The organism is Pseudomonas glycinae (genome assembly GCF_001594225.2).
GTDB lineage: Bacteria > Pseudomonadota > Gammaproteobacteria > Pseudomonadales > Pseudomonadaceae > Aquipseudomonas > Aquipseudomonas glycinae.
The window spans coordinates 3,726,399-3,747,245 of the sequence record NZ_CP014205.2 but is presented as its reverse complement, the minus strand read 5'-3'; the positions used below and the strand labels follow the sequence as shown (position 1 = coordinate 3,747,245).

Below are 20,847 nucleotides of genomic sequence, written 5' to 3'. Positions count from 1 at the left end.
TCGATGCGAGCCGAATGGCCTTTTTATTTGCCTCAGGATTTAACCTTTCAGGGCTTTCCAGACTTTACCGATCACGGACACGCCCGCCAGCACCACCGCACCCGCGATGATCCCCGCCACGCCGTTCAACAGCATCGGCACCACAAACCCGGCACCACCGGCCGCTGCGCCGACGCTTTCGATCCAGTGATGCACCACCGGCACGCCGTGGGTCAGGATGCCGCCACCGACCAGGAACATCGCAGCAGTGCCGATCACCGACAGGCCTTTCATCATGTACGGCGCCGCACGCAGAATGCTGTTGCCGATGCTTTTTGCCATCTGCCCGGGCTTCTGGGTCAGCCACAGACCGAGGTCATCGAGTTTGACGATACCGGCCACCAGGCCGTAAACGCCCACGGTCATGACGATGGCGATGCCCGACATCACGATCACTTGCTGGGTCAGCGAAGCATCGGCCACGGTGCCGAGGGTGATGGCGATAATTTCCGCCGAGAGGATGAAGTCGGTGCGGATCGCGCCCTTGATCTTGTCCTTCTCGTACGCCACCAGATCGGTTGCGGGATCAGCCACGGCTTCAACCAACTGCGCATGCTCAGCCTCATCTTCAGCCTTGCTGTGCAGGAACTTGTGCGCGAGTTTTTCGAAACCTTCGAAACACAGGTAAGCGCCACCGACCATCAACAGTGGCGTCACCAGCCACGGCACGAACGCACTGATCGCCAGCGCCGACGGCACCAGGATCAGCTTGTTGACGAACGAGCCCTTGGCCACCGCCCAGACCACCGGGATTTCCCGCTCCGCGCGTACGCCGGAGACCTGCTGGGCATTGAGCGCCAAGTCGTCGCCGAGCACGCCGGCGGTCTTCTTGGCAGCCATTTTGGTCATCAACGCAACGTCGTCCAGAACGGTGGCGATGTCGTCGATCAGCACCAGCAAACTGCTTCCTGCCATGAATCATGTTTCCTTATGTGAATAATGCCGCGCAGCATACCGCGACTGCGGGCCACACGGGGCATTGTTGAGCGCCGCGCGAGGCCGGTGCTACCATGCGCAACCGCCAGAACAGGCAAGGAACCACCGGGTTTATGAGCACAATCCGCGAGCGCAACAAAGAACTGATCCTGCGTGCAGCCAGTGAAGAGTTTGCCGACAAGGGCTTCGCTGCGACCAAAACCAGCGACATCGCCGCCAAGGCAGGACTGCCCAAGCCCAACGTCTATTACTACTTCAAGTCCAAGGAAAACCTCTACCGCGAGGTGCTGGAAAGTATCATCGTGCCGATTCTGCAGGCCTCGACCCCGTTCAATCCGGACGGCGTACCGAGCGAAGTGCTGAGCGGCTACATCCGCTCGAAGATCCGCATCTCCCGCGACCTGCCCTTCGCCTCCAAGGTGTTCGCCAGCGAAATCATGCACGGCGCCCCGCACCTGAGCGCCGACCTGGTCGAGCAGCTCAACGGCCAGGCCAAGCACAACATCGACTGCATCCAGACCTGGATCGACCGCGGCCAGATCGCCCCGATCGACCCCAACCACCTGATGTTCAGCATCTGGGCCGCAACCCAGACCTACGCCGACTTCGACTGGCAGATCTCCGCCATCACCGGCAAGGACAAACTCGACGAAGCCGACTATGAAGCGGCAGCACAAACCATCATCCGGTTGGTGCTCAAGGGCTGCGAGCCGGACTGAAAATTCGCGGTGCGACTATCTCGAGCAAGTCGAATCGTCGCATCGCGGCCCCCACAGGTTTCTGTGCTGAATTCAGATTTAGCAAACAACACAAATCCCTGTGGGAGCTGGCTTGCCAGCGATGAAGGCAACTCGGTTCAAAGTTGCTAAAGCCAAACTGCATCCCACAGCGGATAGTCGCCGATTTTACCCACCAGCCCAGCGCGCAAAGGGTTGGCCACTACATACCGTGCCATTTTCACCAAGTCATCTTCCCGCCTCAACGCCCGGTCATGGTAACCCTGCTGCCATAACGGCCCATGTCTGCCACTGTGCAGATTCACCTCTCGCGCAATCAGGGATTTGGTCTCGCGCATCAGTTTGCGGAGAGAGCAATTTTCCAGCTCGACCAGCCAGTGAAAATGATCGGGCATCACAACCCACGCCAACGATTTCGCCATTCCGTGGTCCTGTGCGCGACGAAGTTGATGAACAACCAGTCTGCCCAACGCGAAATCGGCAAAGATCGGTTCTCGATCAAGAGTGTTTGAAGTCAGTAAATAGATTTGATTCGGCTCGGCATAGCGACCGGTTCGCAGACGATGCGAAGCAGGAAGATCAGGCAATCCGTTGCCCCTTTCTGATGAGTTCATCAGAAGGCTAGACCTCAATGATTCCTTTGGCTGGGTCAGTCTGTTATCTGGATGTGTCAGTAAGACCGCCATCGCTGGCAAGCCAGCTCCCACAGGGTTTGGTGCCGTTCGCAGAGTTTGAATGCAACGCACAATGTGTGGGAGCTGGCTTGCCAGCGATGACTTTCGATCAATCGCCGCACATCACGCAGCCACCCCCGCATCCGCCCGCAGGTCCAGGGCCTCTACGGCCTTGATTGCCACCTGTTCATCAATGTCCGAGAGATCGCCGCTGATGCCGATCGCACCCAGCACGTTCCCCGCCTGATCACGAATCAACACACCGCCCGGTGCCGGCACGACGCTGCCCTGCCCCATGCTGTTGAGGGCGGCGATGAACGCCGGGCGTTGTTGCGCGTCCAGCGCCAGCAGGCGTGAGCCCTTGCCCAGGGCGATGGCGCCCCAGGCTTTGCCGATGGCGATGTTCGGGCGCAGCAGGCTGGCGCCGTCTTCGCGTTGCAAGGTGACCAGGTGGCCGCCGGTATCCAGTACTGCAATGGTCAGCGGTGCGGCGGAGATCGCCCGCCCTGCGCTGATGGCTTCGTTGACCAGCTTGACTGCGACTTTCAAGGTTAAAGCGCTCATGGTGCCGTCCTCATTTTGTTATTGGGAAAGTCGTTGGGCTGCGTTTTTTTGCTGCGCGCTTGCGTCGCAGCCCGATGCAACAAATAGAACACAATGAATTATTTTTTTGTATACAATAATTCTCGAAAAGCGCCTCATGCGACGAAAAGCCACAGCAGAACGGGCTTCCGACGAATGAAACAGGCGCTTGAGAAAATGGATTGACCTGCGCCGTCCGCCGTGAATACACTCTGCGCAAAGCCACTTGTATACAATTACAAAACGTAAAGAGGCACAAAACCATGAGCAAAATGAGAGCAATCGAAGCCGCCGTTCTGGTGATGCGCCGTGAAGGGGTTGATACCGCTTTTGGCATTCCAGGCGCTGCAATCAACCCGCTGTACTCCGCCCTGCAGAAAGTCGGTGGCATCGATCATGTCCTCGCTCGCCACGTTGAAGGCGCCTCGCACATGGCCGAGGGCTACACCCGCACCAAAGCCGGCAACATCGGCGTGTGCATCGGTACTTCCGGCCCGGCCGGTACCGACATGGTCACCGGTCTGTACAGCGCCTCCGCGGACTCGATCCCGATCCTCTGCATCACCGGGCAAGCACCCCGCGCCCGTATGCACAAGGAAGACTTCCAGGCCGTCGACATCACCAGCATCGTCAAGCCGGTGACCAAGTGGGCGACCACCGTTCTGGAGCCGGGCCAGGTGCCTTACGCCTTCCAGAAGGCCTTCTACGAAATGCGCTCCGGCCGCCCGGGCCCGGTGCTGATCGACCTGCCGTTCGACGTGCAGATGGCTGAAATCGAATTCGACATCGACGCCTACCAGCCACTGCCGCTGGCCAAGCCGAGCGCGACCCGCGTGCAAGTCGAAAAAGCCCTGGCGATGCTCGATCAGGCCGAGCGTCCATTGCTGGTGGCCGGCGGCGGCATCATCAACGCCGACGCCAGCGAACTGCTGGTCGAGTTCGCCGAGCTGACCGGCATTCCGGTTATTCCGACCCTGATGGGCTGGGGCACCATCCCGGACGATCACCCGCTGATGGTGGGCATGGTCGGTCTGCAGACTTCGCACCGTTACGGCAACGCCACGATGCTGAAATCCGACGTGGTACTGGGCGTCGGCAACCGCTGGGCCAACCGTCACACCGGCTCGGTCGACGTTTACACCGAAGGCCGCAAGTTCATTCACGTCGACATCGAACCGACCCAGATCGGCCGCGTGTTCACCCCGGACCTGGGCATCGTTTCCGACGCCGCTGCCGCGCTGACCGTGTTCATCGAAGTCGCCCGTGAATGGCAAGCCGCCGGCAAACTGAAAAACCGCAGTGCCTGGCTGCAGGATTGCCAGCAGCGCAAAGCCAGCCTGCAACGCAAGACCCACTTCGACAATGTGCCGGTCAAACCGCAGCGCGTTTACGAAGAAATGAACCAGGTGTTCGGCAAGGACACCTGCTACGTCAGCACCATCGGTCTGTCGCAGATTGCCGGCGCGCAGTTCCTGCACGTCTACAAACCGCGTCACTGGATCAACTGCGGCCAGGCCGGCCCGTTGGGCTGGACCATTCCGGCAGCGCTGGGCGTGGTGAAGGCCGATCCGAACCGTAAAGTCGTGGCCCTGTCGGGGGACTATGACTTCCAGTTCATGATCGAAGAACTGGCGGTCGGCGCTCAGTTCAAACTGCCGTACATCCACGTCGTGGTGAACAACTCGTACCTGGGGCTGATCCGTCAGGCCCAGCGCGGGTTCGATATGGACTACTGCGTGCAGCTGTCCTTCGATAACCTGAACGCGCCGGAACTCAACGGTTATGGTGTCGACCACGTCGCAGTCGCCGAAGGCCTGGGCTGCAAGGCACTGCGTGTGTTCGAACCGGCTGACATCGCCCCTGCCCTGCGCAAGGCCGAAGAGCTGATCGAAGAGTTCAAGGTGCCGGTGATCGTCGAGATCATTCTGGAGCGTGTGACCAACATCTCCATGGGGACCGAGATCAACGCCGTCAATGAATTCGAAGACCTGGCGCTGGTCGGCAACGATGCGCCTACCGCGATTTCGTTGCTCGATTGATTGCTTTTGCTTGATCGTTCCCACGTCGAGGCGTCGAACCGTCTGCGTGGGAACGCAGCCGGGGACGCTCTGCGTCCCAAAGCGGACGCAGAGCGTCCATAGAGGCATTCCCACGAAGAGCGTGGGAACGAGAATCTAGAACGGGAGACCACCATGCCGCGTTTCGCAGCCAACCTGTCCATGCTGTTCACCGAACAGGATTTCCTTGCCCGTTTCGACGCCGCCGCCAAGGCTGGCTTCAGCGGTGTCGAGTATCTGTTCCCGTACGATTTCAGCTCTGCCGAAATCAAGGCCAGGCTCGATGCCAACGGTCTGACCCAAGTGCTGTTCAACCTGCCGGCCGGTGACTGGGCCAAGGGCGAGCGCGGTATCGCGTGCCTGCCGGACCGGGTCGAAGAGTTCCGCGCCGGGGTCGATCTGGCCATCGCTTACGCACAGGTGCTGGGCAATACCCAGGTCAACTGCCTGGCCGGCATCCGTCCGCAGGGCGTGGACGATGCCACTGTTGAAAAGACCTTCGTCGCCAACCTCAAGTACGCCGCCGACAAACTGCAAGCCGTCGGCATCAAACTGGTGATGGAAGCGATCAACACCCGCGACATCCCGGGCTTCTACCTGAACAACACGGCACAGGCCCTGTCGATTCGCGAGCAGGTCGGCAGCGCCAATCTGTTCCTGCAATACGACATCTATCACATGCAAATCATGGAAGGCGATCTGGCCCGCACCCTGCAATCGCACCTGGCCGAGATCAACCATGTGCAGCTGGCCGACAACCCGGGCCGCAACGAGCCGGGCACTGGCGAGATCAACTACCGCTTCCTGTTCGAACACCTTGATCGCATCGGTTATCAGGGCTGGGTCGGCTGCGAGTACAAACCGCTGACCACCACTGAAGCGGGCCTCGGCTGGCTGAAGACCCACAACGCGATCTGAACGAACACCACAAAACCCTGTGGGAGCGGGCTTGCCCGCGATGGCGTTGGCACACACAACAGATATGTTGCCTGACCCACCGCCATCGCTGGCAAGCCAGCTCCCACAATGAATCTGCTGCGTCTCCCAGACTGCATTGCAGCATCAGAATAAAAAGAGGAATTTCTCATGGCTAAAATCGGATTTATCGGCACCGGCATCATGGGCCACCCAATGGCGGCGAACCTGCAGAAAGCCGGTCACAGCCTGTTCCTGTCGGCGCACCACGACGCCGCCCCTGCCGACCTGGTCGCCGCTGGCGCCGTCGCTCTGGTCAACCCGCGCGAAGTGGCCCAGGAAGCTGAATTCATCATCGTCATGGTGCCGGATACCCCGCAGGTCGAAGACGTGCTGTTCCGCGCCGACGGCGTCGCGGCCGGCATCGGCAAAGGCAAGGTGGTGATCGACATGAGCTCGATCTCGCCGACCGCCACCAAGGCGTTCGCCGCGAAGATCAACGAGAAAGGCGCGCAATACCTCGACGCCCCGGTGTCCGGCGGTGAAGTCGGCGCCAAGGCCGCGACCCTGAGCATCATGGTCGGTGGCGACGCCGATGCTTTCGAACGCGCACTGCCGCTGTTCCAGGCCATGGGCAAGAACATCACCCTGGTCGGTGGCAATGGCGACGGCCAGACCGCCAAAGTTGCGAACCAGATCATCGTTGCCCTGAACATTCAGGCCGTCGCCGAAGCCCTGCTGTTCGCTTCGAAAAACGGTGCCGATCCAGCCAAGGTGCGTGAAGCACTGATGGGTGGTTTCGCCTCCTCGAAGATCCTCGAAGTGCACGGCGAGCGCATGATCAAAGGCACCTTCGATCCGGGCTTCCGTATCAGCCTGCACCAGAAAGACCTGAACCTGGCCCTGCAAGGCGCCAAGGAGCTGAACATCAACCTGCCGAACACCGCCAACGCCCAGCAAGTGTTCAGCACCTGCGCGGCCATCGGTGGCAGCAACTGGGACCACTCGGCGCTGATCAAGGGCCTGGAACACATGGCCAACTTCTCGATTCGCGACAAGAAGTAAGTTACGTCCCTGACCCGCTCCCTGTGGGAGCGGGCTTGCCCGCGATGGCATCGACTCGCTCGGCCTGAAAGACCGCAGCGCCTGAATCGCTGGCAAGCCAGCTCCCACAAGGATCGCGTCGCTGCATCGCTGTCGCTCTATCCCAATAACAAGAATTCCGGGAGCCCGCCATGTCGGTCGATCCGCAACAACTGCTGCGCGAGCTGTTTGCCACAGCCATCGACGCGGCCCATCCGAACCAGGTCCTCGAAGCTCATTTGCCGGCCGACCGCACAGGTCGCGTGATCGTCATCGGCGCCGGCAAGGCTGCCGCTGCCATGGCGCAAGTGGTCGAGCGCTGCTGGGAAGGTGAAGTCTCGGGTCTTGTGGTGACCCGCTACGGTCACGGCGCCCCGTGCGAAAAAATCGAAGTGGTCGAAGCCGCGCACCCGGTGCCGGACGCTGCCGGCCTGGCCGTGGCCAAGCGCGTGCTGGAACTGGTCAGCAACCTGACCGAAGACGACCGCGTGATCTTCCTGTTGTCCGGCGGTGGCTCTGCCCTGCTGGCGCTGCCGGCCGAAGGCATCACCCTGGCCGACAAGCAGTCGATCAACAAAGCCCTGCTCAAATCCGGCGCGACCATCGGCGAGATGAACTGCGTGCGCAAGCACCTCTCGGCGATCAAGGGCGGACGCCTGGGCAAAGCCTGCTGGCCGGCGACTGTTTATACCTATGCGATTTCCGATGTGCCGGGCGACCTTGCCACGGTCATCGCCTCCGGCCCGACCGTGGCCGACCCGAGCACCAGCGCCGAAGCGCTGGCGATCATCAAGCGCTACGGCATCGAGATCCCGGCCTCCGTGCGCAGCTGGCTGCAAAGCCCGGAATCGGAAACCGTCAAACCCGGTGATCCGAGCCTGGCCCGCAGTCACTTCCAGTTGATCGCCCGCCCCCAGCAATCGCTGGATGCGGCGGCGGTGAAATGCCGTCAGGCCGGTTTCAGCACGCTGATCCTCGGCGACCTGGAAGGCGAATCCCGCGAAGTGGCGAAAGTCCACGCCGGCATCGCGCGCCAGATCATCCATCACGGTCAGCCGCTGGCGGCGCCGTGCGTGATTCTCTCCGGTGGCGAAACCACGGTGACCGTGCGCGGCAATGGCCGTGGCGGACGCAACGCCGAATTCCTCCTCAGCCTCACCGACAGCCTCAAGGGCCAACCCGGCGTCTATGCGCTGGCCGGTGACACCGACGGCATCGACGGCTCGGAAGACAACGCCGGCGCGATCATGACCCCGGACAGCTACGCCCGCGCCGCCGCCCTGGGCCTGAGCGCCAGCGACGAGCTGGATAACAACAACGGCTATGGCTACTTCGAGGCGCTCGATGCGCTGATCGTCACCGAGCCGACTCGCACCAACGTCAACGACTTCCGCGCCATCCTGATCCTCGAGAGCTCTAAATCATGACGCCTGATAAAAAGGTCAAAATCCTCGCCACCCTCGGGCCTGCCGTCGACGGCATCGAAGACATCCGCGAGCTGGTCGAGGCCGGGGTCAATATCTTCCGCCTCAACTTCAGCCACGGCGATCACGCCGACCACGCCAAGCGTTATCAGTGGATCCGCGAAGTCGAGCGCCAGCTCAACTATCCGCTCGGGATCCTGATGGACCTGCAAGGGCCGAAACTGCGGGTCGGCAAGTTCGCTGACGGCAAGGTTCAGTTGCATCGCGGTCAGGCGTTCCGCCTCGATCTGGATGCGACACCGGGCGACGAACGCCGGGTGAACCTGCCGCATCCGGAAATCATCGCGGCGCTTGAAGCCGGGATGGATCTGCTGCTTGATGACGGCAAACTGCGCCTGCGGGTCGTCACCAAATACTCCGACGCGATCGACACCACCGTGCTCAACGGCGGCGAACTGTCGGACCGCAAAGGCGTGAACGTGCCGCAAGCGGTGCTCGACCTGAGCCCGCTGACCACCAAGGATCGTCGTGACCTGAGCTTCGGTCTGGAGCTGGGTGTGGACTGGGTCGCGCTGTCGTTCGTGCAGCGTCCGCAAGACATCCTCGAGGCCCGCGAACTGATCGGCGACAAGGCGTTCCTGATGGCGAAGATCGAGAAGCCGTCGGCGGTCGAGCAACTGCGCGAGATCGCCGAACTGAGCGACGCGATCATGGTGGCTCGCGGTGACCTGGGCGTGGAAGTGCCGGCCGAAAGCGTGCCGCAGATCCAGAAAAACATCATCACCACCTGCCGCCAGCTCGGCAAACCGGTGGTGGTGGCGACGCAGATGCTCGAGTCGATGCGCTTCTCCCCGGCGCCGACCCGCGCCGAAGTCACCGACGTGGCCAACGCCGTGGCCGAAGGTGCCGATGCGGTGATGCTGTCGGCGGAAACCGCGTCCGGCGAATACCCGCTGGAAGCCGTGCAGATGATGAGCAAGATCATCCGCCAGGTGGAGAACGGTCCGGACTACCAGACCCAACTCGACGTCAGCCGGCCGAAAGCCGAAGCGACCGTGTCCGATGCGATCAGCTGCGCGATCCGCCGGATCAGCAACGTGCTGCCGGTGGCGGTGCTGGTCAACTACAGCGAGTCCGGGGCATCGAGTCTGCGTGCGGCGCGGGAGCGGCCGAAAGCGCCGATCCTCAACCTGACGCCGAACCTGCAGACCGCCCGCCGGTTGAGCGTGGCGTGGGGCATTCACTCGGTGGTCAATGATCGCCTGCGTCAGGTGGACGAGGTGTGCTCGACCGCGCTGGAAATCGCTCAGGCGCAAGGAATGGCCGAGCGTGGCGATACGTTGCTGATCACCGCGGGGGTGCCGTTCGGGCAGCCGGGGTCGACTAATTCGCTGCGGATCGAAACATTGATTTAACCACTGACCAAGATCGTTCCCACGCTCCGCGTGGGAATGCGGCCCGGGACGCTCTGCGTCCCAAGAGCAGACGCAGAGCGTCCTTTGAGGCATTCCCACGCAGACGGTTCGACGCCTCGACGTGGGAACGATCAGTACCGAATGACCTGCCATGCCTGCCAATCATTTCAACACCCACTGCCCTGACTGGGCCGAGGCTTTGCTCAACGGCTTCAGTCAAATCTTCCTCCAGCGCCATCCGCTGTGTGGCCTGCTGTGCCTTCTGGCCATTTTATTCACCGCGCCGGTGTTGTTTGCTGGCGCGCTGCTCGGTGCGGTCGCCGGTTTGCTCACCGCGCAACGGCGCAACTACGCCAAGGCGGATCGTCAGGCCGGACTGTTCAGCTACAACGGCGTGCTGGTCGGCCTGTTGCTGAGCCTGTATTTCCCCTGGTCGCCGATGCTGCCGCCGCTGATTCTGGCGGCCGGCGGACTGAGCGCGATGATCACGCAGCAGTGGCTCAAACGCGCACGCCTCACCGAATACCTGCCCGCCTACACCGCGCCGTTCGTGCTGCTGAGCTGGGTGTTCCTGTGTTTCGCCGAGCCTTCGTCCGCCGCACCGGTGCTTGAACTGAACACCGTGAACTTGCTCGGTGCCGCCCTGAAAGGCTTCGGTCAGGTGATGTTCCTCGACCACCCGTTGGCCGGTGGTTTGATCGCCGCCGGTTTGCTGATCGCCGATCGCCGGGCCTTTGCCTGGGCGCTGCTGGCTTCGGCGATTGGCCTGGGTTCCAGCCTGTTGCACCACGACAGTCAGGTTGCGTTGCTCGGTCTGGGTGGCTACAACGCGGTACTTGCCGCCCTCGCCTTCAGCGCCCAGCGCCAGCAACCGTGGCTGCCGCTGTTCGGCATCGGCCTGGCGCTGCTGCTGACGCCGCTGTTCAGTGCCCTGGGTCTGGCGACTCTCACGGCACCGTTCATTCTTGCCTGCTGGCTGCTGCGCACCGGCATTCGCCTGACGCAGCAACCGCAGATCAGCGGCGCGCCTTGCGCTCACGGGGAGAATCAACCTAGGCTGCGCTGATCTTTGATTCAGGCGTGATCCATGGACAGTAACAAGCACTGGCGTGAACAGCTTTACGTCATGATTTTCCAGAGCGACACCCCCGCCGGGCGACGTTTCGACGGCATTCTGCTGCTGATCATTCTGGCCAGCCTGGTGATCGTGATGCTCGACAGCATCGACAGCGTTCACCGCAATTACGCCGATGTGCTGGCGTATATCGAGTGGGGGTTCACCATCATCTTTGCCGGCGAGTACATTCTGCGTCTGTACTGCTCGCCCAAACCGTTGCGCTATGCCTTCAGTTTTTACGGATTGGTGGATCTGCTGGCGATCGTGCCGGGCATCCTCGCGCTGTACTACAGCGATGCGCAGTACCTGTTGATTATCCGGATCATCCGGATGCTGCGAATTTTCCGCGTCCTCAAACTCAGTCCGTACCTCAAGCAAGCCAACTACCTGATGTCGGCGCTGCGTGGCAGCAAGCAGAAGATCGTGGTGTTTCTGGTGAGCGTCTGCACACTCGTAACGGTGTTCGGTACGTTGATGTACGTGATCGAAGGCCCGGAACACGGTTTCACCAGCATTCCCAAGGGCATCTATTGGGCTATCGTGACCCTGACCACCGTCGGCTTCGGCGACATCGTGCCGAAGACTCCGTTGGGCCAGGTGATTTCGTCGCTGGTGATGATCACTGGTTACTCGATCATCGCCGTGCCCACCGGGATCTTCACCGCCGAACTGGCCAATGCGATGCGTGGTGAACAGTTGCAACACGACTGTCCGGTTTGCCAGAAAAAGAGCCACGAAAGCAGCGCCGCCTTCTGTTCGCGATGCGGCAACCCGTTATTCAAGAAAATGGAATAAGCAAAGTTCTTTTTAATCTTTAAACGACTATGCGTGCCCCGCTATAGTCGCTGGCAAATGGCCTCATCTTTGTAAAAACACCCCCACAGAACAAGGAATGCGCAGTGAAAAAACTCTTTGGCGCCTCACTTCTCGCCGCAGGTCTTGCCTTCGGCAGCGTGGCTCAGGCCGCACCGACCCTGCTCAACGTGTCCTACGACGTGATGCGCGATTTCTACAAGGACTACAACACTGCGTTCCAGAAACACTGGCAGGCCGAACACAACGAAAACATCACGGTGCAGATGTCTTTCGGCGGTTCGAGCAAACAGGCGCGCTCGGTCATCGACGGCCTGCCGGCTGACGTCATCACCATGAACATGGCCACCGACATCAACGCCCTGGCCGACAACGGTCAACTGGTGCCGAAGGACTGGGTCACCCGTCTGCCGAACAACAGCGCGCCGTTCACCTCGGCCACCGTATTCATCGTGCGCAAAGGCAACCCGAAAGCCCTGAAAGACTGGCCGGACCTGCTCAAGGACGGCGTGCAGGTAATCGTGCCGAACCCGAAAACCTCGGGCAACGGCCGCTACACCTACCTGTCGGCCTGGGGTTACGTGCTGAAAAACGGTGGTGACGAGAACAAGGCGAAAGACTTCGTCGGCAAGCTGTTCAAACAGGCACCTGTGCTGGACACCGGTGGCCGCGCCGCCACCACCACGTTCATGACCAACCAGATCGGCGACGTGCTGGTGACCTTCGAAAACGAAGCCGAAATGATCGCCCGCGAGTTCGGCCGCGACCAGTTCGAAGTCATCTACCCAAGCGTCTCCGCCGAAGCCGAGCCGCCGGTGTCGGTGGTCGACAAAGTGGTCGAGAAGAAAGGCTCCCGCGCCGCTGCCGAGGAATACCTGAAGTTCCTGTGGTCGCCGCAAGGTCAGGAAATCGCGGCCGCCAACTACCTGCGCCCACGTGACCCGGCGGTACTGGCCAAGTACACCGACCGCTTCCCGAAAGTCGACTTCCTGTCGGTCGAGAAGACCTTCGGCGACTGGCGCACCGTGCAGAAGACCCACTTCAACGATGGCGGGATCTTCGACCAGATCTACTCCGGCCAGTAAGGCTTGAGCTGAAATGAAAAAGGCGACCTGCAGAGGTCGCCTTTTTTGTGTGCGGCTACATGGGCGGCTTGACGCCATCCTTGCCCGCCGAGATCGATTGCGCGGTCAGCGTGCCGTCCGCGCTCTGGGTCACGAAAGTGACGATCTTCACCCCGACCTTGAGCAGGCTGCGATCGCCCGGCGTCAGGTTGACGATCGGCACATCCTCCGGCACCAGAATCTTCTGCTGGCCGCCCTTGTAGTTGACGGTCAGCACCCGGCCGTTGCTGACCACCAGATCGCCGACGCTGCCGTTGGTCATGCTGCTGCCCTTGGCCAGGTCGAACGGCCGATGACCGTCGCCGCTGCCGGCCAGCTCCGGTGGGAAGACATGAACCTCCAGCGCCTTGAGCGTGCCATCCTCTTGGGGAATGGCGGCCGAGCCGATGTAGCTGCCGGGCTTGATGTCTTCGATATTGGCCAGGGTAACCGCGCGGACCTTGGTGTCCGGGGTCAACTGGACCACCACGTTTTCACCGCTGTTGACGTGAATCTTGAGCGAGTCTGGACCGACCCCGGTGATTTCGCCGCGCACGCCCATGCGCATGCCGGGCGCTTCGGCGGCCTGCACGGCCGTGGCGCCGAGCAGACTGATCAGGGCAATCGTTGTGGTGTGGCGAAGCAACTGACGAAACATCGCAATCCTCCGTTGATGAATGCTGAAACCCGGTCACAACATAAGCACGCTATCGAACAAGATGTAAGTGAATGTATCATCGACGCTCAACGGTCGGACGCAAGGTTCGCCGATGAACAATGGGTTGTTCGGCGCCACCCATTCCGCAACGGAATAACTGATATCGATCAGAAGCCTCTACTGCCGGCTCGGCCCGTCCCTTAGCCTCACCGCATTCCTTTTCGCTGGATCGAGAAACCCTATGACCGCCACAACTCACGCAATGACCCGAGGCATGGTGCTGCTGTTCGCTTTCTGCTGCGGCGCCATCGTTGCCAACATCTACTACGCCCAGCCGATCATCGGCCTGATCGCGCCGGACATCGGCCTGAGCGACACCATGGCCAGTTTCATCGTGTCGCTGACCCAGATCGGCTATGCGCTGGGCCTGTTCTTTCTGGTGCCGCTGGCGGACCTGCTGGAAAACCGCCGGTTGATGATCATCACCACCGTGGTGGCAATTGCCAGCCTGCTGGGTGCGGCGTTTACCGATCAACCGAATGTGTTCCTGCTGATTTCGTTGCTGGTGGGCTTCAGCTCGGTGTCGGTGCAGGTGCTGATTCCATTGGCGGCGCATCTGGCGCCGGAAGAATCCCGTGGCCGGGTGGTCGGCGGGATCATGGGCGGTCTGCTGCTGGGGATTCTGCTGGCGCGTCCAGTGTCGAGCGTGGTCGCCGACCACCTCGGCTGGCGGGCGATGTTCATGATCGCGGCAGGCTTGATGGCAGCGATCAGCGTGGTTTTGGCGCTGACTGTGCCCAAACGCCAGCCGGATCACAGCGCCTCCTACGGCCAGTTACTCGGATCGTTGTGGACGCTGCTGCGCAAACAACCGGTGCTGCGTCAGCGAGCGTTCTACCAGGCCTGCATGTTCGCCACCTTCAGCCTGTTCTGGACCGCCGTGCCGCTGGAACTGGCGCGCAACCATGGCCTGTCCCAGAGTGAAATCGCGATCTTCGCCCTGGTCGGCGCCATCGGTGCCATCGCCGCGCCGATCAGCGGACGCCTGGCCGACGCCGGCCACACCCGCATCGCTTCGTTGCTGGCCATGCTGTTCGCCAGTCTGAGTTTCCTGCCCGCCTTCATCCACCCGGCCTACAGCGTGATCGGCCTGGCCGTGACCGGCGTGGTGCTCGATTTCTGCGTGCAGATGAACATGGTGCTCGGCCAGCGCGCGGTCTACTCCCTCGACGCCAAAAGCCGCGGCCGCCTCAACGCGCTGTACATGACCAGCATCTTCGTCGGCGGCGCCTTCGGCTCGTCGGTGGCCAGTGCGGTGTACGAGCATGGCGGCTGGTTGTGGATCGTGATTGTCGGCAGCGCGTTCCCGCTGCTGGCGCTGGTGCGGTTTTTGAGTGCTTCGCAGAAGACCGTTCTGGCAACGGCCTAGAACCTGAAAAGCCCTGTTGGATCGCTGATCCGACAGGGCTCGAGGTTCAATGCCGGACCAGTTTTTCCATGGCGGCATCCGCCAGAAAAGAGGAGCGGCTTTTGACATTGTGTTCACGCACATAGCGGTCAATGCGCTGGATGACATAGCCCGGCAACGTCACATTGACCTTTTCGGTCTTGCCCATGTACGGCGAGATGTCCAGCTCCAGCATGCCCCAGCCCATGTCGGCAAATTCCGGATTGTTGCGATGGGTCGCCGCCGAGGTCGGCATCGGAATCGAATCACCATCCGCCGCGATTTCCTGCAGCATGATGTGGGCAATCTCGACGGCTGCGTTGTAGGCACCCTCAAACGTATCCCCGGCCGTTACCGCGCCGGGAATATCGGGGATCTGAATCCCGATGGCGGTGTTCTCGTCACCCCATTCGATGCAGATTGGGTATTGCATTGTGGAATTGCCTCGCCCATTAAAGTAACTCTAGAGATACCTTTAGTAGTCTGCGGAAGGTTGTGACGCAACGTTGGTTGTTTTGCAGGATGTTTTGACTACCTGTCGGCGGTGTCTCCGACGGGCAGGCTGGCCAGCGTCAAGGCGCGGGCGTTTGTCGAATATGTGCAGGGGTTGTTGGCGAAAAAGCCATAAAAACCCTAATTGTTTCGTTTATTGCGATTTTCGCTTATTTCGAATAACGTTCCGGCATTCCTCATTTCCAAAGCCGGAACCGTTATTCATCCCTCCATCAGCCTCCCCGTAGAACGCGAAGTCAAAGCCGCCATTGAAGGGCAGCGTGCCCTGGCCGCTTACCTTGCGACCCATTTCGAGACTCAGCACATCCAAATTTTCGACGAGCAGAATGAAGCTCATCGCGTTGAACTGCCCACCTCGGCCCTGCGTCTGCTGATCGACATTCTGGCGGAGCTGGCAGCCGGCAACGCGGTACAGGTCGTACCGGTGCATGCCGAATTGACGACCCAGGAAGCCGCGGACCTGCTCAACGTCTCACGTCCACACCTCATAAAACTGCTGGAAAGCGGCGAGTTGTCCTACCACAAAACAGGCAAGCACCGACGTGTGCGTTTTGCCGATCTGATGGACTATAAGAACCGGCGCACCAGCGCCAGCGAGCAGGCATTGGCGCTTCTCGCAGAGCAAGCTCAGGCGTTAAGGACAGGATACGAGTGAGGCATTGCTCATCACCCCAGACAGCAAAACGGCGATCCTGAGATCGCCGTTTTTCATTACTCCCCGAACTGCTTGCCCAGTCCCGCCGGCACGCCGTGAATGTTGGTTTCTTCCCACGGGCCGTTGGGGCTGATCGAGCGGCTCCAGCCGTTGTTCCAGCGGTAGTAGGTGCGCTGGCGGTAGAAGGTGTTGGTCTGGTCGTCGAGTACGTACACGCCCAGTTTCTGGTCCCAGTGGCTGTTGCCGCCCGGGGGCGGTGCGAAGCTGGCGGAGGTGCGCGGGACGGGTTTGGCGGGTTTGGCCGGGATGCCCGGTTTGCTCGGCGTCGGGGTGGTTGACGGGGTCGGGCCGGGTTGTGACGGCGGGATCGGCGGCAGCCGTGTGGTCGGCTCCGGTCGTTGCACCGCACATGCGCTCAAGCCCAGGGCCAGTGTGAGGACTGTGATTCGGGCGATGGCGTTCATGGCGGTGCTTTCCTGTTGTGTCCGGCTATTTGTCCGGGCTGTCGATGGTCAGTGTCTGCGGCGCGGTGGTGCTGCTGGGCAGAGGCCCGCTGCGACCGACCCACTCACCGGCGGTCGGCTGACCGGCACGGGAGATGCGCGCAACCAGTTGGACTTCGGGGAAGTTCGACAGTTTCAATTGCGGCATCATTGCGTCGGCATCGCCCAGTTCGACGGTCACCGGCAGGTCGGCGACGGTCAGACGCTTGGCCGCCAGCGGCGCCGGTGGGCCCGAGGTGGCGCGGGCAAAAATGAACACGCTGTCGCCCGGTTGCACCTTGGCTTTGAGCTCGCTGGCCAGATCCACACGCACTTTCAACAACGCCGCCGCTTTCGCCGCCGGCGCCTGGGCGACCTTACCGCCGCTGGCCTGCAGTTTCTCGGTGGCGCGGGTGATGCCGCCCTGCAGGGCCTCACGGGATTTGTCCTGCGGCGGCAGTTGCGCCAGCAGACGGTTCCAGTAGTCGATGGCTTCCTGATAGCGCTCGCCTTCGAACGCGGCGATGCCCAGCAGGCCGAGACTGGTGACTTCTTTCGGATCGGCTATCAGCGCTTCATCGGTCAAGGCCTGAACCTTGTCCGACCATTTCTTGTTGTCGGCGAAATATTGGGCCTGCGCCCACTGGCCGAGCAGTTCCGGCTGACGACCGGCGAGATTGACCGCGCGTTCGAACATCTTCGCCGCGTCCGCCGGGCGATCCTGAGCCATGTAAGTGCGACCGAGGAAGTACACGCCTTCAGCCGAATCCGGTTGTGCTGCGACTGCGCGCTCCAGACGTTGGGTCATCTCTTCCATCGACTGTGGCGCCTGGGCGAACTCGCGGGTCAGTTCGACCTTGTCGCTCGCGCCAAAGTGCAGGTACAGACCGAGGCCCAACACCGGCACCAGCACCGCTGCCAGCAATGGCAAAGGCTTGCCCAAACGCGAAACCCGCGCCGGCGCCACGCCTTCGGTGTCGGCCAGCAATTCACGGGCGGCTTCGGCGCGGCCGCTGTCCATTTGTGCGGCGTCGAGGACGCCTTCGGCCTGCTGCGATTGCAGTTCGGCGACGCGTTCCTGATACAGGGCGACGTTGAGAGCGGTTCGATCCTCTTCACGCTGGGCGCGACGTTCGCGCAGGACGGGGATCAGCAGAAAACTCAGGGCGACCAGAAGCAACAGCCCTGCGGCAAGCCAGAAATCAATCATTCTTGGTTTTTATCCAACAGTTGGTCGAGGCGCTGACGCTCTTCAGGGGACAGCGATTGCGGCGTCTCGGCGCGTTGCCCGCGACGGCGGCGGACGATCACGGCAATCACCACGAACCCACCCAGCAGCAGACCGGCCGGGCCGAACCAGAGCAAAGCGGTCTTGGCATTGAGCGCCGGTTTGTAGCGGACGAAATCACCGTAGCGGTCGACCATGAAGTCGATGATCTGCTGATTGTCCTTGCCCTCGCCGAGCATGCGGAAAATCTCTTTGCGCAGGTCGGCGGCAATCGGTGCGTTGGAATCGGCGATGTCCTGGTTCTGGCACTTGGGGCAGCGCAGTTCCTTGGTCAGTTCGCGAAAACGCTCGCGATCGCCTTCTTTGGCGAACTCGTAGGTGTCGATGGCAGCGTGGGCCACACCGGCCAGGCTCAAGCCCAGCACCACGGCAGCTAAAAAGCGCTTCATGGCTTGGCCTCATCGACCAGCGCCTGATACTTGGCCGCCAGTTTTTCCCGCCAGACCTGTTCGTCGATCACCCCGACGTACTTGTCGCGGATGATGCCCTTGGCATCGATGAAGAAGGTTTCCGGTGCGCCGTAGACACCGAGGTTCAGGCCCAGGGAGCCTTCGTCGTCGCGGATGTCCAGTTGATAAGGGTTGTGGAATTCGGCCAGCCACTTCAGCGCATCGGCGTTGGTGTCCTTGTAGTTGATCCCGTAGATCACTACGCCGCGCTCGGCGAGTTTGTTCAGCACCGGGTGCTCGACCCGGCAGGAAATGCACCAGGTGCCCCAGACGTTGACCAGTGCCGGTTTGCCGAGGATGTCAGCCTTGGTCAGAGTCTTGTCGCCCTGCACCGCCGGCAGGGAAAACTCCGGGAATGGTTTGCCGATCATCGCCGACGGCAGCTCCGCCGGATCCAGGTACAGACCGCGATAAAGGAATACGGCCACCAGCAGGAAAATCGCCAATGGCACCAGCATCAACCAACGTCTCATGCAGCGGCTCCTTCCATGCCCAGCGCTTCACGCACTTTGGCTTTGACCTTCACTCGATAACGCCGATCCAGCGCCGCCAGCAACCCACCGAAACCGGTCAGCAGACCGCCGAACCAGATCCAGCGCACGAACGGTTTGACGTGGACCCGCACTGCCCAGGCGCCATCGCCCAGCGGTTCACCCAAAGCGACGTAGAGGTCACGGGTGAAACCGGCGTCGATCCCGGCTTCGGTCATCACCGAGTTCTGCACGGTGTACAGGCGTTTTTCCGGGTGCAGCACGCTGACTTCCTGACCGTTGCGGATCACCCGGACGGTGCCCTTGTCGGAAGTGAAGTTCGGGCCTTCGAAGTGCTTGGCGCCTTCAAACACGAACTGATAACCGGCCAAATCCATCGACTCGCCCGGCGCCAGGCGCAGGTCACGTTCGGCACTGTTCTGGCTCGACAACACCACGCCCAGCGCACAGACGGCGATACCGAGGTGGGCGATCTGCATGCCCCAGTAACTGCGGGTCAGGGTCGGCAGGCCTTTGATCAGACCTTTGTGGCGGGTCTTGTCGAAGATGTCGCGCACACCGGCCAGCAACACCCAGGCCGCAAGCAAGAACGTCGCGATCACCGCCCAGTTGAAATCGCCGTAAGCGACACCGGCCACCACCGCCAGCGCCACGCTGCCCAGCAGCACCGGAGTCAGCATGCTGACCAGCCATTTCACCGGGGTGTCTTTCCAGCGCACGATCACACCGACGGCCATCACCAGCATCAACAGCGCCATCAACGGAATGAACAATGCGTTGAAGTACGGCGGGCCGACCGACAGCTTGGCGCCGCTGATCGCATCGAGAATCAGCGGGTACAGCGTGCCAAGCAGGATCATCGACGCCGCCACTACCAGCACCAGGTTGTTACCCAGCAGCAGGGTTTCCCGCGACCACAGGTTGAAGCCGACCTGGCTCTTGACCACCGGCGCGCGGAGCGCAAACAGGGTCAGCGAACCACCGACCACGAACAGCAAGAAGATCAGGATGAACACGCCGCGCTCGGGATCGGAGGCAAACGCGTGCACCGAGGTCAGCACGCCGGAACGCACAAGGAAAGTGCCGAGCAGGCTCAGGGAGAATGCGGCAATCGCCAGCAACACCGTCCAGCTCTTGAACACGCCACGTTTCTCGGTGACCGCCAGCGAGTGAATCAGCGCCGTGCCCACCAGCCATGGCATGAAGGAAGCGTTTTCCACCGGGTCCCAGAACCACCAGCCGCCCCAGCCGAGTTCGTAGTAAGCCCACCAAGAACCGAGGGTGATGCCGATGCCGAGGAAGGCCCAGGCGACGATGGTCCACGGACGCGACCAGCGTGCCCACGCTGCATCGAGACGACCGCCCAGCAGTGCGGCAATGGCAAACGCGAAGGCCACGGAGAAACCGACGTAACCCATGTAGAGCATCGGCGGATGGACGATCAGGCCGATGTCCTGCAGCAACGGATTGAGGTCACGACCGTCGGCCGGGATCTGCGGCAGGATCCGCGAAAACGGGTTCGAGGTGAGGATCAGGAACAACAGGAAACCCGTGCTGATCATGCCCATCACCGCCAGCACACGGGCGAGCATGACTTGCGGCAACTGCCGCGAGAACACCGACACCGCGAAGGTCCAGCCGCCGAGGATCAACGCCCACAGCAGCAGCGACCCTTCGTGGGCGCCCCACACGGCGCTGAACTTGTAGTACCACGGCAGCGCGCTGTTGGAGTTCATCGCGACGTAGGCCACAGAGAAATCGTCGGTCATGAAGGAGTAGGTCAGGCAACCGAAGGCGAACAGCAGGAACGCGAACTGCCCCCACGCCGCCGGTTGAGCGAGGCCCATCCACAGACGATCACCGCGCCAGGCACCGAGCAACGGCACCACGGCCTGCACCAGCGCAAAACACAGCGCCAGGATCATCGCCAGATGGCCAAGCTCGGGAATAAAAATGGTGGATGTCATCG

The 20,847-nt window shown here is 61.5% G+C and carries 21 protein-coding genes and 1 pseudogene; 12 read left to right on the top strand and 10 right to left on the bottom strand.

Annotated elements, in window-relative coordinates; translation table 11 throughout:
- Positions 1-39: 39 nt before the first annotated feature.
- Positions 40-954, bottom strand: coding sequence for a DUF808 domain-containing protein (locus tag AWU82_RS17080; RefSeq protein WP_064378649.1), 915 nt, complete (start codon positions 952-954; stop codon positions 40-42).
- 134 nt (positions 955-1,088) lie between these two features.
- On the opposite strand from AWU82_RS17080, the gene AWU82_RS17075 reads away from it, so the two are divergent.
- Complete coding sequence (locus AWU82_RS17075; protein WP_064378648.1) at positions 1,089-1,694, top strand: TetR/AcrR family transcriptional regulator; 606 nt, start codon at positions 1,089-1,091, stop codon at positions 1,692-1,694.
- A 146-nt stretch (positions 1,695-1,840) separates the two neighbouring features.
- Here AWU82_RS17075 and AWU82_RS17070 read toward each other — a convergent pair whose 3' ends face one another.
- Both AWU82_RS17070 and AWU82_RS17065 read right to left on the bottom strand, forming a co-directional pair.
- Positions 1,841-2,299, bottom strand: a complete 459-nt coding sequence (locus AWU82_RS17070) for an REP-associated tyrosine transposase (RefSeq protein WP_064384024.1) — start codon at positions 2,297-2,299, stop codon at positions 1,841-1,843.
- Positions 2,300-2,509: 210 nt separating this feature from the next.
- A complete protein-coding gene (locus AWU82_RS17065; protein WP_007959289.1) occupies positions 2,510-2,950 on the bottom strand; it encodes a GlcG/HbpS family heme-binding protein in 441 nt (146 codons plus the stop codon).
- Positions 2,951-3,231: 281 nt separating this feature from the next.
- Between AWU82_RS17065 and gcl the strand changes: the two genes are divergently transcribed.
- The 8 genes from gcl to AWU82_RS17025 all read left to right on the top strand — a co-directional run bounded on the left by gcl (position 3,232) and on the right by AWU82_RS17025 (position 12,877).
- Positions 3,232-5,007, top strand: coding sequence for a glyoxylate carboligase (gene gcl, locus AWU82_RS17060; protein ID WP_064378647.1), 1,776 nt, complete (start codon positions 3,232-3,234; stop codon positions 5,005-5,007).
- A 153-nt stretch (positions 5,008-5,160) separates the two neighbouring features.
- A complete protein-coding gene (gene hyi, locus AWU82_RS17055; RefSeq protein WP_011333102.1) occupies positions 5,161-5,943 on the top strand; it encodes a hydroxypyruvate isomerase in 783 nt (260 codons plus the stop codon).
- 168 nt (positions 5,944-6,111) lie between these two features.
- Positions 6,112-7,005 (top strand): 2-hydroxy-3-oxopropionate reductase, encoded by an 894-nt coding sequence (locus AWU82_RS17050; RefSeq protein WP_064378646.1) that lies wholly within the window; start codon positions 6,112-6,114, stop codon positions 7,003-7,005.
- A gap of 170 nt (positions 7,006-7,175) precedes the next feature.
- Entirely contained in the window at positions 7,176-8,450 is a 1,275-nt protein-coding gene (locus tag AWU82_RS17045; RefSeq protein ID WP_039769767.1) for a glycerate kinase type-2 family protein, read from the top strand.
- On the top strand, positions 8,447-9,862 hold the full coding sequence (gene pyk / locus AWU82_RS17040; RefSeq protein WP_064378645.1) for a pyruvate kinase: 1,416 nt from the start codon (positions 8,447-8,449) through the stop codon (positions 9,860-9,862). The genes AWU82_RS17045 and pyk overlap by 4 nt, the downstream gene beginning before the upstream one ends.
- A gap of 151 nt (positions 9,863-10,013) precedes the next feature.
- Positions 10,014-10,928, top strand: coding sequence for an urea transporter (locus AWU82_RS17035; protein ID WP_064378644.1), 915 nt, complete (start codon positions 10,014-10,016; stop codon positions 10,926-10,928).
- A 21-nt stretch (positions 10,929-10,949) separates the two neighbouring features.
- Positions 10,950-11,774: an ion transporter gene (locus AWU82_RS17030; RefSeq protein ID WP_064378643.1), complete on the top strand. Its 825-nt coding sequence runs from the start codon at positions 10,950-10,952 to the stop codon at positions 11,772-11,774.
- A 104-nt stretch (positions 11,775-11,878) separates the two neighbouring features.
- Complete coding sequence (locus AWU82_RS17025; protein ID WP_007959271.1) at positions 11,879-12,877, top strand: sulfate ABC transporter substrate-binding protein; 999 nt, start codon at positions 11,879-11,881, stop codon at positions 12,875-12,877.
- A 55-nt stretch (positions 12,878-12,932) separates the two neighbouring features.
- Here AWU82_RS17025 and AWU82_RS17020 read toward each other — a convergent pair whose 3' ends face one another.
- Complete coding sequence (locus tag AWU82_RS17020; RefSeq protein WP_064378642.1) at positions 12,933-13,553, bottom strand: DUF5666 domain-containing protein; 621 nt, start codon at positions 13,551-13,553, stop codon at positions 12,933-12,935.
- A gap of 241 nt (positions 13,554-13,794) precedes the next feature.
- Here AWU82_RS17020 and AWU82_RS17015 point away from each other — a divergent pair, with 241 nt between their 5' ends.
- Positions 13,795-14,982 carry an MFS transporter gene (locus AWU82_RS17015; RefSeq protein ID WP_064378641.1) on the top strand — a complete coding sequence of 396 codons (1,188 nt, stop codon included), beginning with the start codon at positions 13,795-13,797 and terminating at the stop codon, positions 14,980-14,982.
- A 46-nt stretch (positions 14,983-15,028) separates the two neighbouring features.
- On the opposite strand, the gene AWU82_RS17010 is transcribed toward AWU82_RS17015, so the two are convergent.
- On the bottom strand, positions 15,029-15,433 hold the full coding sequence (locus tag AWU82_RS17010) for a type II toxin-antitoxin system HicB family antitoxin (RefSeq protein ID WP_064378640.1): 405 nt from the start codon (positions 15,431-15,433) through the stop codon (positions 15,029-15,031).
- Positions 15,434-15,535: 102 nt separating this feature from the next.
- Between AWU82_RS17010 and AWU82_RS29245 the strand changes: the two are divergent.
- Together AWU82_RS29245 and AWU82_RS17005 are read left to right on the top strand one after the other, a co-directional pair.
- Positions 15,536-15,628: pseudogene (locus AWU82_RS29245) on the top strand (LysR family transcriptional regulator); the annotation flags it as partial.
- A gap of 63 nt (positions 15,629-15,691) precedes the next feature.
- Complete coding sequence (locus AWU82_RS17005) at positions 15,692-16,168, top strand: helix-turn-helix domain-containing protein (protein ID WP_064384023.1); 477 nt, start codon at positions 15,692-15,694, stop codon at positions 16,166-16,168.
- A 56-nt stretch (positions 16,169-16,224) separates the two neighbouring features.
- Here AWU82_RS17005 and AWU82_RS17000 read toward each other — a convergent pair whose 3' ends face one another.
- The 5 genes from AWU82_RS17000 to AWU82_RS16980 are packed head-to-tail and all read right to left on the bottom strand — an operon-like array spanning position 16,225 to position 20,845.
- Positions 16,225-16,632: a hypothetical protein gene (locus AWU82_RS17000; protein WP_064378639.1), complete on the bottom strand. Its 408-nt coding sequence runs from the start codon at positions 16,630-16,632 to the stop codon at positions 16,225-16,227.
- Positions 16,633-16,657: 25 nt separating this feature from the next.
- A complete protein-coding gene (ccmI, locus tag AWU82_RS16995; RefSeq protein WP_064378638.1) occupies positions 16,658-17,860 on the bottom strand; it encodes a c-type cytochrome biogenesis protein CcmI in 1,203 nt (400 codons plus the stop codon).
- Positions 17,857-18,327, bottom strand: coding sequence for a cytochrome c-type biogenesis protein (locus AWU82_RS16990; RefSeq protein ID WP_064378637.1), 471 nt, complete (start codon positions 18,325-18,327; stop codon positions 17,857-17,859). Before AWU82_RS16990 ends, ccmI begins: the two co-directional genes overlap by 4 nt.
- Entirely contained in the window at positions 18,324-18,860 is a 537-nt protein-coding gene (locus tag AWU82_RS16985) for a DsbE family thiol:disulfide interchange protein (RefSeq protein WP_011333088.1), read from the bottom strand. The genes AWU82_RS16990 and AWU82_RS16985 overlap by 4 nt, the downstream gene beginning before the upstream one ends.
- Entirely contained in the window at positions 18,857-20,845 is a 1,989-nt protein-coding gene (locus AWU82_RS16980; RefSeq protein WP_064378636.1) for a heme lyase CcmF/NrfE family subunit, read from the bottom strand. The genes AWU82_RS16985 and AWU82_RS16980 overlap by 4 nt, the downstream gene beginning before the upstream one ends.
- Positions 20,846-20,847: the final 2 nt, after the last annotated feature.

Coding starts and splice junctions, on each gene's coding strand:
- AWU82_RS16980 (WP_064378636.1), bottom strand. CDS start 20,845: ATGACATCCACCATTTTTATTCCCGAGCTTGGCCATCTGGCGATGATC.
- ccmI (WP_064378638.1), bottom strand. CDS start 17,860: ATGATTGATTTCTGGCTTGCCGCAGGGCTGTTGCTTCTGGTCGCCCTG.
- AWU82_RS17000 (WP_064378639.1), bottom strand. CDS start 16,632: ATGAACGCCATCGCCCGAATCACAGTCCTCACACTGGCCCTGGGCTTG.
- AWU82_RS16990 (WP_064378637.1), bottom strand. CDS start 18,327: ATGAAGCGCTTTTTAGCTGCCGTGGTGCTGGGCTTGAGCCTGGCCGGT.
- AWU82_RS17045 (WP_039769767.1), top strand. CDS start 7,176: ATGTCGGTCGATCCGCAACAACTGCTGCGCGAGCTGTTTGCCACAGCC.
- gcl (WP_064378647.1), top strand. CDS start 3,232: ATGAGCAAAATGAGAGCAATCGAAGCCGCCGTTCTGGTGATGCGCCGT.
- AWU82_RS17075 (WP_064378648.1), top strand. CDS start 1,089: ATGAGCACAATCCGCGAGCGCAACAAAGAACTGATCCTGCGTGCAGCC.
- AWU82_RS17010 (WP_064378640.1), bottom strand. CDS start 15,433: ATGCAATACCCAATCTGCATCGAATGGGGTGACGAGAACACCGCCATC.
- AWU82_RS17065 (WP_007959289.1), bottom strand. CDS start 2,950: ATGAGCGCTTTAACCTTGAAAGTCGCAGTCAAGCTGGTCAACGAAGCC.
- AWU82_RS16985 (WP_011333088.1), bottom strand. CDS start 18,860: ATGAGACGTTGGTTGATGCTGGTGCCATTGGCGATTTTCCTGCTGGTG.
- hyi (WP_011333102.1), top strand. CDS start 5,161: ATGCCGCGTTTCGCAGCCAACCTGTCCATGCTGTTCACCGAACAGGAT.
- AWU82_RS17015 (WP_064378641.1), top strand. CDS start 13,795: ATGACCGCCACAACTCACGCAATGACCCGAGGCATGGTGCTGCTGTTC.
- AWU82_RS17030 (WP_064378643.1), top strand. CDS start 10,950: ATGGACAGTAACAAGCACTGGCGTGAACAGCTTTACGTCATGATTTTC.
- pyk (WP_064378645.1), top strand. CDS start 8,447: ATGACGCCTGATAAAAAGGTCAAAATCCTCGCCACCCTCGGGCCTGCC.
- AWU82_RS17020 (WP_064378642.1), bottom strand. CDS start 13,553: ATGTTTCGTCAGTTGCTTCGCCACACCACAACGATTGCCCTGATCAGT.
- AWU82_RS17080 (WP_064378649.1), bottom strand. CDS start 954: ATGGCAGGAAGCAGTTTGCTGGTGCTGATCGACGACATCGCCACCGTT.
- AWU82_RS17050 (WP_064378646.1), top strand. CDS start 6,112: ATGGCTAAAATCGGATTTATCGGCACCGGCATCATGGGCCACCCAATG.
- AWU82_RS17035 (WP_064378644.1), top strand. CDS start 10,014: ATGCCTGCCAATCATTTCAACACCCACTGCCCTGACTGGGCCGAGGCT.